Source organism: Roseovarius sp. MMSF_3359, from assembly GCF_030733385.1.
Taxonomy (GTDB): Bacteria; Pseudomonadota; Alphaproteobacteria; order Rhodobacterales; family Rhodobacteraceae; genus Roseovarius.
The window spans coordinates 354,549-369,686 of sequence record NZ_JASHJC010000002.1; the positions used below are offsets into that span (position 1 = coordinate 354,549).

The window sequence follows — 15,138 nt, forward strand, 5'->3', positions numbered from 1 at the left end:
CGCAATGTCGCGCCCTTTTTCATGCCTAGCGTTTATGGATCACTGCCACCTGATCCTTGCGACCCTTCTGAAATTTGACCGGCTCGATGATGCAGCCGGAAATCTGATCGCTCATCGCATTGAACTCCGCCGCGATGGCAGGGTCGGAATGCTCGAATTCGCGATTGTCGAGCCAAGTCCGGAACAGCGCCGCGGTCTTGGTGATCCCCGGCTTTTCATAGGGTTTCGGCTGCCACCGCAGATCTTCAATCACATAAAGGCCGCCAGACTCGAGCCGCGGGAAGATCTCGAGGAAAGCGTTCTGCTGATGATGACTTGCATGGCTCGCGTCATCCACGACGATCGTGGGCGCAGGGCTGATTTCCGCGATGGCACGGGCGATTTCGGACCGATCATCCATGTCGCAGCGATGGAAGGTGAAGCGGTCATGTTTGAACCAGCTGAAATCCGACACGTCCAGCCCGTGAATATGCGCCTTCTTGAAATACTCAAGCCACATGCGGATCGACGGCACATCATCGGTCTTGCGGTCCTTGTCGATGCCGTGTTCCGGCCCGCCGATCAGCAGGCCCATTTCCAGGAAGGTGATCTTACGCCCCCGGTAGGGGTGAAAGAGCATGTGGTAAAGCTCCGTGTAGCGGTGCTTGGTCGATCCCTTGTCCGAACCATACCGGTCGGCCAGGTCGGTCATGTTCTCGCCGCCCTTGCCGGTGGCGACAGGCGGAGTCGATTTGACCTTCTGCTCGGTTGCTTTCAACGCTGCTTTCTCCTCGCGCGACAACACCGGCGCCGCTTCGGTGTCGATCTTGTGCTTCTTCAAAAGCATATCCATGTAACTGCCCTCGTAAGGCACGCCGCCCCATTCCGACAAAATCTCCCGCACCCGGCGGCCATAGAAATGGATCGAATAGGTATCCTGCGTCACCACCTCTTCGATCTTCGATTTCAATTTCGGCTGCATCAATTGCCGCCGCTGCCGGAAGCCTACGGGATATAGCCCTTCGATTGGCAATGCATATTTCGCCTCGCCGGTCTTTTGCAGGAAATGCGTCACCGCATGCGGCCCCCAGACGCCCCACGACATGCCGCCGACATGCACCGGCTTGCCCGCCTCCTGCGCCGCCCGCAGCTTGGCCTTTTCCTTCTCGGACAGCCATTCGGGGATCGCGTATTCATCCTTGGTCATCTCCATCAGATGGCCAAGCGCCTCGCTGTCCTGCGGCAGGCCCAACACACCGCCATTGATATGACGCGCGCTTTCCCAGCCAAAGAAATGCCCGGTCTCGGTTTCGAACTTCTTGACGCAATAGGCATCAAGATCGGCCCAGATCATCCGGTCATTCTGCTGCAGCAGGTGATAGCGAAAGACGTCGGAAAAAAGCGCGAAGCTACCGGTCTTGCCATGCTGAATAAACCGGTCAATCTTGAGGACGCTGTCACCATGGACCAGTTCAACCCCGTCGGGGACGTTTTGCACATCCTCGTAGTGATAGAGTTTGACGTGATGCCCGGCGTCGAGGAACGACTGCGCGCATAGCACCTCGACATAGCTCAGAGGCCCCTCGACCCACAGCATGCCGATCTCATAATCCCTGCCCATCTCGACCCTCGTTCTTCTGTCCGCGGCGCGCATCCCGCGCCCGACGGGTGTTTTTTCCGGATTTGTAGGGGCCGGCCCCGCACCACGCAAGAAATTCGGCGGCCGAACGGCATTGGCCTGCGCCAAGTGTTGCAGCCAAACGCCCCTGCCCGCTCATGACCCACCGGGTTCAAGAAGGTGAATGGCCGGGTTGGCCCGAATGTCATCAATGTCGCGCTCATATACATGTGTCAGATGCGCCCGCTCCTGCGCGGTCCAGGGGTCATAGCCGCCGTATTTCTTGCCGCGCGGGTATCTTTCCTGCAGCGCCACCCGTTCATCCAGCGCGTGCGCCGCACCGCGCTCATGGATCAGTTTCAGAAGTTCGGCCACTGCCCGGCCCGACGCGGTAGGCCGCTTGTTCTTGTCCTTGGGTTCCTTCAGCTTGGACACATCAATATCGGGGCCGCAAAGCAGGCCGAGGATCTCCGTGTCCAGCGCGCGAAAATCTTCGTATTTCCAGACGGTGACCCGCGCCTCCGGGAACAGGGTGACAATGGATTTCAGCACATTGTGCCAGCTCGGCATGTTTTCCAGCACATTGCGGCGGAAAACCGGCTCATCAATGAACCACCGCTCCTGCACGGAGCGCAGATATTCGACATAGGCCGAGGCAAAGAAATCCGCATAGTTTCGGACGCCCAGGTAGACCTCGCTCACCGGATAGGGAAACTGCGCCGAGAAGGTCTCGATCAGCTTCCGCCGCCAGCGATAAAGGACACCGCGTTTGACGCAATGGCCGCAATGACCGGCCATGTTCTCGTCCGACAGGATGATGCGCCCGGCCTTGGTATCCAATACCTCGTCGAAGAACACGCTGGTCATCTCGGCGAGCTCCACATCACTGATCTTGGGGTCCCAGTCCATCCCGACCGAGGTATAGACATTGCATTGCACCGGCACGGTCAGCTGCTTGCGCGTGTCGCGATGATGCAGATATTGCACCCCCGACCGTTCCAGCATCTTGGCATTGCGGGCCAGAAGCGACTGGATATGGCTGGTGGCGGTCTTGTGAAACCCGCCATGCAACACCAGTGTCGGGCGGCTCATCCGACTGCCAGATCCTGCATCAACTGATCGCGTGTCACAGGTTGCTCACCCGGTCGATTGATCTTTTTCAGAAGAGCGTGCAGCGCCAGCCAATCCTTGTCCGACTTCAGCTTGTCAACCTTTGCCTGGTGCCACGCGCAGGCCGCTTCGTGCAGCCGCGCAATCTCGGGGTCTGCCATCATCTTCTTGACCTCAGCCCGGGTGGCCTTGACCGATGGCAGAAGGCTTTCATCCTGCTCCATGTTGAGGTTCATGTCCGCCCAATAGGCTACCCCCTGATCGTCGCCCACATGGTTCGTCCTGCCGCGGTCCCGCTTGACCAGGAAACTGTCCACCGATCGAACCGCGTAGTGATGCAGACGCGCGTGCTCATGGCTGAACTCCTGATGCGCCGACCAACCCGCTTCGAAATACTTCTCGGGCATCACCTGACCTCCGGCGTCCTTCCACACGAACCCCGCGGGACGGTCATCGAATTTCGGCCGGTGCACGCCGAATTTCCGGATATTGGCAGAGGGGCGGAACATGGTCTTCAATCCAAGCGCGCGATACTTGCCCCGGTACCCCTCCGGCGCACACCAGGTAAAACGCTCGGTGATCAACTTGTCTTCATATGTGACCTGCTCGCCGCATCCGAAAAGTTTCCAGCAAAAGGAAATCGCGTCGGCCTCACCGGTGGCTTCGAACAGATCGTCCAGTTTGCCACCACCCGCACGAATGTTGAGAAACTCGTCGCAATCGGCACAGATCACCCAATCGCAATTCAGGTATACCTCCTGCTTCAGCGCACGCCGCAACGCCACCCGCTGCGGACTGGCCCCGGCCTTGAACCGGTTCTCGACATGTTTGACCATGCCCAACTCTTCAAGCCGCATCGCGATCTTGTCGGTCCCGTCATCGCAATGGTTGGTGTAGATCAGGAAATCCGTGAAACCGATGGCACGGTGATAGGCGACCCATTCCAACATGAACGGGCCTTCGTTCTTCATCGTCGTGATGATCGCAGAACGCCCGGTATTGCGCCGCTCGATATTGACCGGGGTCGTGGAAATCGCCGGGGCCGCCGGCGGCTTGGCCGTGCCCGGGTCCGCCGGTTCAGGCGCCTTGTCCCGCAGCCGGTGCCGAAAAGCCACGTCAACCCGATCCGCCAAACCGTCCCGTCCCAGATCGCGAAAATACGACGACAAGGACCCACGATACCATGGCAGGTTCCGCCGCCCGCGATAGAGCTTGTAGAACGCAGGCGCAGTCAATTCGTCAAAGATGCAATGCCGCATGACCGGTTTCAGCGCATCAATCTTGCGCAGGAAAACCGCCGTCTTGTGATTGGAAAACCAGCAATTGAACACCTGGATGTTCTTGCCGCGAAACCGCCCGACATGCTGATGATCAAGCGCGTGATACGGATCGTAGAAGATGTTAACCCGGCCCAGTTTCGTGGTCAGCTTGGCGGCATCGCCCAAGGGCAAGGACCAATCCTGCCGCCGTCCGTTCTCATACCGCGTCTCCCACGGAACCAGATCGGGATTGAGCGTGCTTTGCGGATTGACCGAGACCACATGGGCGCCCGGCACGATCGAGCCATAGGCAATCGCCGCATATCCGCCCATCGACACACCGGCAAACACCACCCTATCATAGCCATCGAAAAACCCGTCCCGCTTCAGCTTCCGCATGCGCGCAATCAGGTCAGGATCGCGATACCAGTCGCTCACATGCGCCATGATACCCAGATGCGAGATGTTCTCGTCCCGTGCAAACTTGAAGGCCCATGGCTCCCGCTCCACCGACGTATCGCCGACATTCGACAGGTTGTCGAATGTCACCAGCAATCGGTTCACCGGGCGGCGCACGAAAAGTAGGCTGTGACGCAGACGCTTCTCCAGAAACCCCTCGCCATTGCCACCGGGACGAATGTCATCAAGCCAACGGGGAACCCCCTGGCCGTCTTCCTGTGCAGGTGCCTGATCTGCCATTGCTCGTTCTTTGTTTCTTGTTCATGGGACAGCAAGAACTGCCAACCGCAGTATAGGCGCCGTGGCCAAATCCACGCAACAACCGTCTTGGTCCTCGGTTATTGTTTCGCTAACCGCAACCGTCTTGCAACGCTGCCACCCCGCCGATCCGGGTTGTTCTGCGCGTCACATTCGCCACCGCGCCCCCGAGGACGCGACCGGAGGTCAAGGACGAGATATCGAGCGTGCGCGCAAGCGCACTCCCTTTGACAACCCTTAACGAGAACACCCCGCGAAGAGGATCGCGGGGTGCCTCCATCAGTTAATGTACAACTGCATCTTCTGGCGGTTGGCGCCCCGAGGTGCCGACACGATCGCCGATCAGAAGCCCTTCCGGGCCTGCGGTGACCGGCACCACCGCGCCGTCCAGCACCTCACCGGCCAGCAACATCTCGGCCAACGGATCCTGCACCGCGCGCTGTATCACACGCTTCAACGGGCGCGCGCCAAAGACCGGGTCATAGCCTTCATCGGCAAGCCATTGCCGTGCGGCGTCGTCCAACTCCAACGAGATATTCCGCGCCGCCAGACGTTTCGCCAAACGCGATAGTTGGATGTCGACGATGCCGTCCATATCCGCCCGCGCCAGCCGGTCAAAGATGATCGTCTCATCCAGACGGTTGAGGAACTCGGGGCGGAAATGCGCCCGCACCGCGTCCATCACATCGCGCTTGGCGTCCGAGGCATCGGCGCCTTCCGGCAACTGGCTGAGCGCCTGCGCCCCAAGGTTCGAGGTCAACACGATCAGCGTCTGCTTGAAGTCGACCGTGCGCCCCTGACCATCGGTCAGCACACCGTCATCCAGCACCTGCAACAGCACGTTGAAGACATCCGGATGCGCCTTCTCGACCTCGTCGAACAGCACGACCTGATAAGGCCTGCGCCGCACCGCTTCGGTCAGCACACCGCCTTCGTCATAACCGACATAGCCCGGAGGGGCACCGATCAGACGCGCAACCGCATGTTTCTCCATGAATTCGCTCATATCGATCCGTACCATCGCGGCGTCATCATCGAACAGGAACTCGGCCACCGCCTTGGTCAATTCGGTCTTGCCCACGCCGGTCGGCCCCAGGAACAGAAACGAACCCAGCGGTCGGTTCTCATCATTGAGCCCCGCGCGCGCGCGCCGCACAGCATTGGCCACGGCCTTCACGGCGGCGTTCTGCCCGATGACGCGCTTGTGCAGCCCGTCTTCCATACCCAGCAGCTTCTCGCGCTCGCCCTCCAGCATCTTGGCCGTCGGAATACCGGTCCAGCGTTCGACCACCTGCGCGATCTGTTCGGGCCGCACGGCCTCCTCGACCATCACACCGTCTTCCTCGGCCTGCTCGGCCTCGGTCAACTGCTTTTCCAGCCCCGGAATGACGCCATAAGACAGCTCCCCCGCCTTGGCCAGATCCCCCTCTCGCTTGGCAATCTCCAGCTCCGCGCGGGCGCGGTCCAACTGCTCCTTGAGGTCACGGGCCGAGGCCAGCTTGTCACGTTCCGACTGCCATTGCGCGGTCATCTCGCTTGAGCGTTCCTGTAGATCCGATAGCTCTTTTTCCAGCTTCTCCAACCGATCTTTCGACGCCGCGTCATCCTCACGACGCAAAGCTTCGGCTTCGATCTGCTTTTGCAGGATCTCACGGTCCAGCGCGTCCAATTCCTCGGGCTTGCTGTCCACTTCCATCCGCAACCGGCTCGCGGCCTCGTCCATCAGGTCGATGGCCTTGTCCGGCAGGAACCGGTCGGTGATATACCGATGCGACAGCGTCGCCGCCGCCACCAGCGCGGAATCACTCACCCGCACCCCGTGGTGCAGCTCGTATTTCTCCTTGATGCCCCGCAGGATCGAAATCGTATCCTCGACGGTCGGTTCCTCGACCAGCACCGGCTGAAACCGCCGCGCCAGCGCCGCGTCTTTCTCCACGTGCTTGCGGTATTCGTCCAGCGTGGTCGCCCCAACGCAGTGCAATTCGCCCCGTGCCAAGGCCGGTTTGATGAGGTTGGCCGCGTCCATCGCGCCATCGCCCTTACCGGCACCCACCAGCACATGCATCTCGTCGATGAAAAGGATGATCTCTCCGGCAGCCGACGTTACCTCGTTCAGGACCGCTTTCAGCCGTTCCTCAAACTCGCCGCGATACTTCGCACCGGCGATCAGCGCCCCCATGTCCAGCGACAAGAGCCGCTTGTTGGCCAGGCTTTCCGGCACATCACCATTCACGATACGCAGGGCCAGCCCTTCGGCAATCGCGGTCTTGCCCACGCCCGGCTCGCCGATGAGAACAGGGTTGTTCTTGGTCCGGCGGCTCAATACCTGCATGGCGCGGCGGATTTCATCATCGCGGCCGATGATCGGGTCGATCTTGCCCTCTTCGGCCGCACGGGTCAGGTCATGAGCATATTTCTCAAGCGCCTCATAGGTATCCTCGGCGCTGGCACTGTCGGCCTTGCGCCCTTTGCGGATATCGTTGATCGCCTCGTTGAGCTTCTGGGCCGAAACCGCACCGGCCTCCAGCGCGTCCTTGGCAGGCGATTTCACGATGGCCAGCGCGGTCAGCATCCGCTCGACCGGGACAAAGCTGTCCTTGGCCTTGGTGGCGAGCTTCTCGGCCTCGTCCAACACCTTGCCGGTCTGCTGATCCATATAGGTCTGACCGGCATCGCCGCTCACCTGCGGGATCTTCCGCATCGCGGCATCGAGCGCCTCGACCACGCGATCGGGCGCTCCGCCCGCGCGTTTGATGAGGTTGCTCGCCAACCCCTCGGTGTCATCCATCAATGCTTTGAGTATATGTTCGGGTGCCAGTTTCTGATGGCTTTCCCGCATGGCGATCGTCTGGGCGGCCTGAATGAAACCGCGCGACCGCTCCGTGAACTTCGACAAGTCCATGGGCCTTCTCCTTACTGCAAGCGTTACCCCGGATGGCACACCCTTCGATAGGCATATGCCGGTCGGGAACCTTATGATCTAAATGGGTAACGGGTCCGTTATCTTCAACCGCCCGATGCGACAAAAAATTGCAGCCTCAAACATTTTCGTGAAGCCTCTTGGAACTTCATGATCCTGTCATAGTTATCCCCATAGTTATCCACAGGCCCATCAGAGGCTCGAGCAGAAGGAAGTTTTTTATGCGTACTGATAAACTTCAGCTTTCCGACGTCCGCTACAATCCCGAGCGCAGCGCGTTCGAGGCGATCATCCGCGTTCACGATCGCGGTGAAACCTATGAATATCCGACCCACCTCGTGGCGCCGTTACAGGCCGAATTTGCCCTGATCGCCCGCGGACTGGTGGAAAAGGCACATCGCGCGCACAAATCGGCGTCACCCGCCCTGCGGATGCGCAAAGCCGTCGCACCGGTGCAGACCGTCAATCGCCCTGCACCGCAACTGCGCGAAACGCCCCTGATGATGCGGATGCTGCGCGCGCTGGCCGCATAACCCTACCCGAGCCACTTTTCAGTCAAGACGCAAACGGCCCGCCTGACGCGGGCCGTTCTTTCATCATGGCGGGACCAGATCAGGCAGACTGGCTGCCCTTCTTACGTCTGCGCAACACGCTGAGGCCACCCAGACCAAGCAACCCGCTCAGACCAAAGAGACCCGCAGCCGGCAGCGGCACCACGCCCGACACTTCACGGATCGTGATCGTCGCAACCGAAAATTGACTGAGATCGTTGCCGAAGTCGATCAGGTTGCCATCAAGGATGCCAAGCGGTGTCTCGACCCCCGCAAAAGCCGCGAAGGATTCGACACCGTGGACAACGCCGTTTTCCGCAACGCCATCCGCCGCGTCCTGCATCGCCACGAAGGCCGGACCACCCAGCGGATCGTTCACCTCTGTCCCCGCGTCCCAAAGGAGCGATGCGGTCACGTCAATCACCCGCTCACCGCTGAAATTGCCGAAATCGTCAAAGAGCGAATAGGCCAGCGGATCATCATTACCGAGGAAGGTGTCATTGGACGGCACCAGCATTGACAGGAATGTGAAGTAGCGGTTGATCGAGCCGTCCACATCAATCGTGGCCGTGGTCGTTTCGCCCGGGTCGATGGTGGGTGGACCGCTGCCCGGAGCCGCCACAACCGTCGCGACGGAATCAGGCGACACCGCCAACCGTTCTGCCGGCAGGCCACCGGGGCTGCCGGTTTCCGCGATCAGTTCGACACCCGCGCTTGCCGCACTACCGGCGTCGAAGGCATCGAAATTGCCATCGTGGAACGCGGAATAGACCGGCGTGATGGCAAAGCCGCCGATCTGGGCGGTATTTGTGATCGTGATCTCAAGCGTCGTGGCCTGGGCGGCAGCCGCGAAGGAAACGCTGGCCACCACCGAGGCGACGATCCCGCGACCCGATATCTTTGGAACTTTCATAAACAAACTCCTCTCCATGTAACACCGCCGGAGAAGTCCGGCGGCTGGGGGCAACCTGCCTTGTCTTCAAGGACTTCGGAAAACACGTCTCCTGACATTCCTGTGCCAGTGGTTGATCGCTTCGTGAGGACTTCGTGAACACCCGGCCGCTCCGATGGTCACGCCCCATGGCGATAGGTGCTTGACGGGGCGGGATGCTGCCGCGAAAAGGGCCGAAATCCTGCTGCAAAGGGGCCACCCTATGTCCGATGACCGCCTGATCGTTGCCCTTGATGTGCCGAACGCCCTTGAGGGGCTGCAACTGACCGAGAAGCTGGGCGACAGCGTGTCCTTCTACAAGATCGGGCTCGGGATGCTGACCGGGGGCGGGCTGGCGCTGGCCAATGAGCTTAAGCAGGAGCATGGCAAGCGCATTTTCCTCGACATGAAGCTCTTCGACATTGGCGCAACGATCGAAAGCGCCGTGCGCGGGCTGGCGCAGTTCGATCTCGATTTCCTGACCGTGCATGGCGATCCGCACGTGGTCCGCGCCGCCAAGGAAGGGGCCGCGGGCAAGGACCTCAAGATCCTTGCGGTCACGATCCTCACCTCGCTGGACCGCGCCGACCTTGATGCCGGTCTGATCCGCGCAGGTGACATTCCGGATATCGTCGCGGAACGCGCCGGACGCGCCTTTGACGCAGGTGCCGATGGCGTCATCGCCTCACCGCAAGAGGCCGCGATGATCCGCGCGCTGCCCAATGCGGCGGACCGGCTGATCGTGACGCCCGGGGTGCGGCCCGCAGGTGCCGATCTCGGCGATCAGAAACGGGTGGCAACCCCGGCGCAGGCGATTGCCGACGGGGCCGATCACGTCGTTGTCGGCCGCCCGATCCACCGCGCCGACGATCCACGTGTGGCTGCACAAAGCATCCTGTCGGAAATCGCCTCACCGCAGGCGCTGCACCCGAACCGTTAAGGCGGCTCAACCGCAGATATCGAGATAATCCCGCAACCGCGTCTGAAACTGCGGCACAGCCTTTGTGTGCGACAGGTACTCCGCCGCGGGCATCAGTTTCCACAACTGCCCTTCGGCCCCAAAGATCACGTCATCGACCAGAACCGCCGGCATCCGCGCCACGAAGAACCAGAAGACATGCCCGTCCCGATGATAGGCGCGCGCGTAGTGCAGATCACACACCGCAAGCTGCAACCCCAACTCCTCGCGCAACTCCCGCAGGGCGCAGGCCTCTGGGCTCTCCTGCCCTTCGCGCCCGCCACCGGGCAGGTCCCAATGCCCGGGCCAGGGAATATCCCGCCGCTCATCGCGCAGGATCACCGCCAGATCGTCACCGATAAACAAGGCCAGCTTGGCACCGTGAAAACGGCTGCGCTCGGTCTCTGCCGGTGATACACTTGCACTCTCACTCATTGGTCCCGTCCCATGCCTGCCCTTTGCCGCGATTGCCTGACCCAGTTCGATGCCGGACCGCGCTGCCCCGCCTGCCGCAGCCCGCGGATCACGGCGCATGACGAACTCTTTGACCTAACCATCGCGCATATGGATTGCGATGCCTTCTACGCCAGTGTCGAGAAACGCGACAACCCAGAACTCGCCGACAAGCCGCTGATTATCGGCGGCGGACGGCGCGGCGTGGTCTCGACCGCCTGCTATATCGCGCGCATTCGCGGCGTCCGCTCCGCCATGCCGATGTTCCAGGCCCTCAAACTCTGCCCCGATGCGGTCGTTTTGAAGCCCCGGATGAATGTCTATGCCGACACGTCCCGCGCCATCCGCGCGATGATGGACGAATTGACGCCTGTGATCGAACCGCTCTCGCTCGATGAGGCGTTTATCGACCTCACCGGGACGGAACGCCTGCACGGTGTGCCGCCTGCGGTGATGCTGGCCGGTCTTGTGCGACGGATGAAGACCGAGCTTGGCCTCACCGGCTCGATTGGCCTGTCGCATAACAAGTTCCTGGCCAAGGTGGCCTCGGACCTCGACAAACCGCATGGGTTTTCGGTAATCGGCCAGGCCGAGACCGCTGCGTTTTTGCGCGACAAGCCAGTCAGCCTGATCTGGGGCGTGGGTCAGGCCACGCGCAGCTCGCTCGACAAGGCGGGCATCCGCACCTTCGCTGACTTGCTGCGGTGGGAGCGCGAAGACCTGATCGCGCGGTTCGGGTCGATGGGCGACCGGCTCTGGCATCTCGCCCGCGGACAGGACAGACGCCGCGTCTCGGCCCACGCGCCAGTCAAGTCGATCTCCAGCGAGACGACGTTCTTTGAGGATACCGGCGATGCCGAAATTCTCGATGGCCATATCTGGCGGCTCTCGGAAAAAGTATCGGACCGCGCCAAGGCCAAGGGGATCGCAGGGCGGGTTGTCACGCTGAAGCTTAAGCGCGCCGATCACTCGCAGATCACCCGCCGCCTTTCGCTGCGCGATCCGACGCAAATGGCCGACACGATCTATCGCACCGCGCGCAACCTCTTTGACCAGGTCGAGGGCGAGGCACCGTTTCGCCTGATCGGCGTGGGCATCTCCGACCTGATCCCCGAGGACGGCGCCGACCGTTCCGGCGACCTGCTGGATCCGCAGGCCAACCAGCGCAGTAAAGCCGAACGCGCCACCGACAGCATCCGCCAGAAATTCGGCCCCGACGCGATCCTCAAGGGGCGATCCCTGCGCTAGTGTCGGCCTCCAGGGATTTGGTAATGTCGTGATGGTTCGGATCTGGCCAATTGTTCGCTCGGAGCGAATGCATGTCGACATATCAAAGAGGAACAACACTACCGTCCAACATCAAATCACCGCTAAGCGGACGAAGCGGACATCCATGCACGAGCCGCGCGATGGCCAGACCGCGGGATGGCGATCAACCGTTCTTAGGCACACTTTATCTTTGCCAAGTCCGGAAGACCTCTGATCGGTGCGCAACCTCTCCCAATCGCCAGCCCTTGCGGGCGGTCTGGCGATCGCGCGGCGGCGCTACGCGCCTTGATTCCGCGCGGTTAGAAATTCTGAACGTCCAAAGTGCACTCTAAGCTGCAATTGGGAGCAGTGCTGACCAAGCGGTCTTTCTACACTGAACGTTTGCTGGGTAACTCAATGAAGTTGGCCGGCACAATTTCGGTAAGCCAGACACCGTTGGCCGAAAGATAAAATGCATGCCCGGCTTCTTGCATTCTGCCAGCATACATCGACAGGACCATTGGCTTACCATGGCGGCCGCCCACCTTGATTGCCGTGTTGTGGTCAGAAGATAGATGCACATACTGGCGGCTCATTCTTACAAGGCCGGTTTCCCGGATACTCTCCAAGTTCTTTGAAGCCGTCCCGTGGTACAGAATTTCTGGAGGTGCTACCGGATTGAGTTGCAGGTCAACGGCAATGGAGTGTCCTTGATTTGCTCGAATAAACTGACCGTCTTCGGATAGGGCGTATCTTCTTTTGTCATTCATGGCGACGACATCTTCGATTTCATCGCGCGTCATCATGTTGTTCGATAACCGGATGATGTCGTCGACTTTCGCCCAACCCTGGGCGTCCAGCATTAGGCCTATTCTCTCTGGGTTGTGACGGAGAACTTTGGCCAGGTACTTGCTGATCTTTACGAGCCGTTTGTCCATTTCGGTGCCAACTTATACCTTTTGCTACAAACTCCAAGCATATTGGCCCTTGGCTGCTTTGGGTTCAAAGCGAACATTTTCAGTTCTACGCGCAGTAGGTATCAGGCCCGTCGTGCCTTTGGGCATCCGTTGTGCCTCACGTGCTCGGGAAAAGGCTATTCAGCCGCCAGAGACTTCTCGGCAGGCCGGCCAATATCTGCGATCTCGGCCACGACCCCTTGCAACAGTGTGCGGAAACTCTCGAAACTGCTGTTCGGCCGGATCAGTTGTTCATTCATGTAAAGTGCACGATCAATCTCGATCTGGACCGCGTGACGGCGTCGCATCGGGCGGCCGTAATGTTGCGTGATATAGGCGCCGGCAAAGGGAGTGTTGCGGGTCACCGCCAATCCCGCGCGGACAAATGCCGCCTCGATCCGGTCCACGACGCTCTCCTCGGCAGCAGCTCCGAACCTGTCGCCCAAGACAACCTCGGGGCGACGAATGCCCGACCGCGCCACCGTGTCCATCGCCTCATGGGGCATCGAATGGCAATCAATCAGAATCGCCTCGCCAAACATCAGATGCGCCTGATCCAGCTGCGCTTCCAGCGCCTCATGATACGGGCGCCAGTACTGGTCGATCCGTCGCTCGGCCTCGGCCATGGTAATCTTGCCGGAATAGATCGCCTTGCCATTGGCCACGACCCGCGGCACCACCCCCAGACCCGACGCCACACGCGGGTTATGGCCCTGCCGCTGCGCCCCTTCGATCAACGCCGGATCAAGCTCATCTCGGCTCCGGTTCAGGTCAACAAAGGCCCGCGGCGCACCGGCCTTGAGAAACGGCGCGCCGAATTGTGGCGCGCAATCATAGAGTTGGTCGACAAATGCATCTTCCGAGCTGCGCACGGTATGCTCGTTCAGGTTGGTGCGCCGGATGAAATGCCAGGGATAATCCCGCCCGCTATGGGGCGAGGCGAAGACCACGCTGGTGGTGCGCCGCTCGGGGTGGATCAACTGATAGGCAACTTTGGGCATCTTCCCTCCTGTTGCAGATTATCATAGAGGCAAATTGGCATTCTAAAAGCCCTTGATCCCTCACCCGACTCCTTTTATAGACACCTCCGAACCGGCGCGGGATTCCGCGCCCCTATTTATTGGGGGCACCTGACGCGTGGGTTTAACGGGCGATTAGCTCAGCGGTAGAGCACTTCGTTGACATCGAAGGGGTCACAAGTTCGATCCTTGTATCGCCCACCATATTCGTTGCGTCACCCCGGTGGCGCACCCGCAACCCCAGGCGCTGGCCCGCGCCGCGACATTAAGGAGAGGACCATGAAGGTTCGCAACTCGCTTCGCTCGCTCAAGAGCCGGCACCGTGATTGCCGCGTCGTGCGCCGCAAAGGCCGCGTTTACGTGATCAACAAAACCCAACGCCGGTTCAAAGCCCGCCAAGGCTGAACCGCCGTCACTTTTGTGAAGAAAGAAATGCCCCGCCTGTTTCGGCGGGGTTTTTCGTTTTTCGATGCCGGCCAAGATGATCGCGTGACATTACCCAGCGGTCCGATCACCTGCCCAACCGCAGATATGCTTTGAGCGTTCGCTCATATTTTCAAATCCAGTCTTGGTTTCCAGAATGGTCTGAAGAGTTCGATTTTGGGGCATCGGTTCATGACGACTTTGAGGCCGGCGTCCTCGGCCAGTTTGGCTGCTTTGTCGTCGTAGACGCCGATTTGGCCCCAGAGGACGCGGGCGCCGATGGCGATGGCTTTTTCGGTGATGCCGTAGAGTTCTTCGCTGGGGCGGAAGACGTCGACCATGTCGACCGGTTTGTCGATCTCTTCCAGGCTGTGATAGACTTTCAACCCGCGGATTTCGGTCAGTTTCGGATTGGGGTTCACCGGCAGGATGTCATAACCGATTTCGCTCAGTTGCCGCAGCACGCCATAGCTGAACTTGGTCTTGTCGCCGCTGGCGCCCACCATGGCGATGGACCGCACCGAACTCAGGATGTCGGCCAGGTATTTCGGGTCGTAATCATAGAGGCGGTCGATATCTGCTTCAGGCATTGTCTTGTGCTTTCTTTCCTTGCCCTGCCGCGGCGCGGCCTGAGGGCTTGGGCGTGGCGATATCCGCCTTGAGCTCATGGGGTTTCAAAGGGTCGAGGAACGGATTGCGGTAGAGGTCCCCGTGGCTTTCCACGCCGATCTCGAGGGTGATATCGGAGATGGCCCGCGCAACGCAGAGGATCACGTAGCCGTTGGCGATCTGGCGGTTGTTGAGCGCGACCTGGCGGCGCTGATTGACCTCACCGGCGGTCAGCCTGGCCGCGCAGGTGATGCAGCCGCCATATTTGCAGCCATAGGGCAGATCGACCCCCTGGTCGCGCAGCGCATCGAGCAACGGACGGCGGGCATCGACCACGTAGGTGGCATTGCCGCGATTGGCGATGGTGACGGTGTGGGTTGTCATCGC

14 protein-coding genes and 1 tRNA gene are annotated in these 15,138 nt (G+C 60.4%); 5 read left to right on the forward strand and 10 right to left on the reverse strand.

Going from position 1 to position 15,138, the window contains the following annotated elements:
* Positions 1–25: 25 nt before the first annotated feature.
* The 4 genes from RBB29_RS04615 to clpB all read right to left on the reverse strand — a co-directional run bounded on the left by RBB29_RS04615 (position 26) and on the right by clpB (position 7,585).
* Complete coding sequence (locus RBB29_RS04615; protein ID WP_306113001.1) at positions 26–1,600, reverse strand: hypothetical protein; 1,575 nt, start codon at positions 1,598–1,600, stop codon at positions 26–28.
* Between the two features lie 153 nt (positions 1,601–1,753).
* On the reverse strand, positions 1,754–2,689 hold the full coding sequence (locus RBB29_RS04620) for a hypothetical protein (protein WP_306113002.1): 936 nt from the start codon (positions 2,687–2,689) through the stop codon (positions 1,754–1,756).
* The gene (locus RBB29_RS04625) at positions 2,686–4,665 is read right to left on the reverse strand and encodes a glycosyltransferase family 2 protein (protein ID WP_306113003.1); all 1,980 of its coding nucleotides are present in this window, start codon (positions 4,663–4,665) and stop codon (positions 2,686–2,688) included. The genes RBB29_RS04620 and RBB29_RS04625 overlap by 4 nt, the downstream gene beginning before the upstream one ends.
* Positions 4,666–4,966: 301 nt before the next feature.
* A complete protein-coding gene (gene clpB / locus RBB29_RS04630; RefSeq protein ID WP_306113004.1) occupies positions 4,967–7,585 on the reverse strand; it encodes an ATP-dependent chaperone ClpB in 2,619 nt (872 codons plus the stop codon).
* Positions 7,586–7,824: 239 nt separating this feature from the next.
* Here clpB and RBB29_RS04635 point away from each other — a divergent pair, with 239 nt between their 5' ends.
* A complete protein-coding gene (locus RBB29_RS04635) occupies positions 7,825–8,136 on the forward strand; it encodes a hypothetical protein (RefSeq protein WP_306113005.1) in 312 nt (103 codons plus the stop codon).
* A gap of 79 nt (positions 8,137–8,215) precedes the next feature.
* On the opposite strand, the gene RBB29_RS04640 is transcribed toward RBB29_RS04635, so the two are convergent.
* Positions 8,216–9,067, reverse strand: a complete 852-nt coding sequence (locus RBB29_RS04640) for a spondin domain-containing protein (protein WP_306113006.1) — start codon at positions 9,065–9,067, stop codon at positions 8,216–8,218.
* A gap of 241 nt (positions 9,068–9,308) precedes the next feature.
* Between RBB29_RS04640 and pyrF the strand changes: the two genes are divergently transcribed.
* On the forward strand, positions 9,309–10,025 hold the full coding sequence (gene pyrF / locus RBB29_RS04645) for an orotidine-5'-phosphate decarboxylase (protein ID WP_306113007.1): 717 nt from the start codon (positions 9,309–9,311) through the stop codon (positions 10,023–10,025).
* 6 nt (positions 10,026–10,031) lie between these two features.
* Here the strand turns inward: pyrF and RBB29_RS04650 are convergent, their stop codons facing one another.
* Positions 10,032–10,478, reverse strand: a complete 447-nt coding sequence (locus RBB29_RS04650; RefSeq protein WP_306113008.1) for an NUDIX hydrolase — start codon at positions 10,476–10,478, stop codon at positions 10,032–10,034.
* A gap of 12 nt (positions 10,479–10,490) precedes the next feature.
* Between RBB29_RS04650 and RBB29_RS04655 the strand changes: the two genes are divergently transcribed.
* On the forward strand, positions 10,491–11,744 hold the full coding sequence (locus RBB29_RS04655) for a DNA polymerase IV (protein ID WP_306113009.1): 1,254 nt from the start codon (positions 10,491–10,493) through the stop codon (positions 11,742–11,744).
* A 389-nt stretch (positions 11,745–12,133) separates the two neighbouring features.
* Here RBB29_RS04655 and RBB29_RS04660 read toward each other — a convergent pair whose 3' ends face one another.
* Together RBB29_RS04660 and RBB29_RS04665 are read right to left on the reverse strand one after the other, a co-directional pair.
* A complete protein-coding gene (locus tag RBB29_RS04660) occupies positions 12,134–12,682 on the reverse strand; it encodes an RNA 2'-phosphotransferase (RefSeq protein WP_306113010.1) in 549 nt (182 codons plus the stop codon).
* A gap of 155 nt (positions 12,683–12,837) precedes the next feature.
* Positions 12,838–13,701, reverse strand: a complete 864-nt coding sequence (locus RBB29_RS04665) for an N-formylglutamate amidohydrolase (RefSeq protein ID WP_306113011.1) — start codon at positions 13,699–13,701, stop codon at positions 12,838–12,840.
* A 147-nt stretch (positions 13,702–13,848) separates the two neighbouring features.
* Here RBB29_RS04665 and RBB29_RS04670 point away from each other — a divergent pair.
* Both RBB29_RS04670 and ykgO read left to right on the forward strand, forming a co-directional pair.
* Positions 13,849–13,923, forward strand: a tRNA-Val gene (locus tag RBB29_RS04670).
* Positions 13,924–13,998: 75 nt separating this feature from the next.
* The gene (gene ykgO, locus RBB29_RS04675; RefSeq protein ID WP_028287243.1) at positions 13,999–14,124 is read left to right on the forward strand and encodes a type B 50S ribosomal protein L36; all 126 of its coding nucleotides are present in this window, start codon (positions 13,999–14,001) and stop codon (positions 14,122–14,124) included.
* A gap of 143 nt (positions 14,125–14,267) precedes the next feature.
* Here the strand turns inward: ykgO and RBB29_RS04680 are convergent, their stop codons facing one another.
* The gene (locus RBB29_RS04680; RefSeq protein WP_306113012.1) at positions 14,268–14,732 is read right to left on the reverse strand and encodes a CoA-binding protein; all 465 of its coding nucleotides are present in this window, start codon (positions 14,730–14,732) and stop codon (positions 14,268–14,270) included.
* Positions 14,725–15,135, reverse strand: coding sequence for a 2Fe-2S iron-sulfur cluster-binding protein (locus RBB29_RS04685; RefSeq protein ID WP_306113013.1), 411 nt, complete (start codon positions 15,133–15,135; stop codon positions 14,725–14,727). Before RBB29_RS04685 ends, RBB29_RS04680 begins: the two co-directional genes overlap by 8 nt.
* Positions 15,136–15,138 lie beyond the last annotated feature (3 nt).

Excerpts from the sequence above, each read along its gene's own strand:
- RBB29_RS04615 (WP_306113001.1), bottom strand. The coding sequence starts at position 1,600 with ATGGGCAGGGATTATGAGATCGGCATGCTGTGGGTCGAGGGGCCTCTG.
- RBB29_RS04620 (WP_306113002.1), bottom strand. The coding sequence starts at position 2,689 with ATGAGCCGCCCGACACTGGTGTTGCATGGCGGGTTTCACAAGACCGCC.
- RBB29_RS04625 (WP_306113003.1), bottom strand. The coding sequence starts at position 4,665 with ATGGCAGATCAGGCACCTGCACAGGAAGACGGCCAGGGGGTTCCCCGT.
- clpB (WP_306113004.1), bottom strand. The coding sequence starts at position 7,585 with ATGGACTTGTCGAAGTTCACGGAGCGGTCGCGCGGTTTCATTCAGGCC.
- RBB29_RS04635 (WP_306113005.1), top strand. The coding sequence starts at position 7,825 with ATGCGTACTGATAAACTTCAGCTTTCCGACGTCCGCTACAATCCCGAG.
- RBB29_RS04640 (WP_306113006.1), bottom strand. The coding sequence starts at position 9,067 with ATGAAAGTTCCAAAGATATCGGGTCGCGGGATCGTCGCCTCGGTGGTG.
- pyrF (WP_306113007.1), top strand. The coding sequence starts at position 9,309 with ATGTCCGATGACCGCCTGATCGTTGCCCTTGATGTGCCGAACGCCCTT.
- RBB29_RS04650 (WP_306113008.1), bottom strand. The coding sequence starts at position 10,478 with ATGAGTGAGAGTGCAAGTGTATCACCGGCAGAGACCGAGCGCAGCCGT.
- RBB29_RS04655 (WP_306113009.1), top strand. The coding sequence starts at position 10,491 with ATGCCTGCCCTTTGCCGCGATTGCCTGACCCAGTTCGATGCCGGACCG.
- RBB29_RS04660 (WP_306113010.1), bottom strand. The coding sequence starts at position 12,682 with ATGGACAAACGGCTCGTAAAGATCAGCAAGTACCTGGCCAAAGTTCTC.
- RBB29_RS04665 (WP_306113011.1), bottom strand. The coding sequence starts at position 13,701 with ATGCCCAAAGTTGCCTATCAGTTGATCCACCCCGAGCGGCGCACCACC.
- ykgO (WP_028287243.1), top strand. The coding sequence starts at position 13,999 with ATGAAGGTTCGCAACTCGCTTCGCTCGCTCAAGAGCCGGCACCGTGAT.
- RBB29_RS04680 (WP_306113012.1), bottom strand. The coding sequence starts at position 14,732 with ATGCCTGAAGCAGATATCGACCGCCTCTATGATTACGACCCGAAATAC.
- RBB29_RS04685 (WP_306113013.1), bottom strand. The coding sequence starts at position 15,135 with ATGACAACCCACACCGTCACCATCGCCAATCGCGGCAATGCCACCTAC.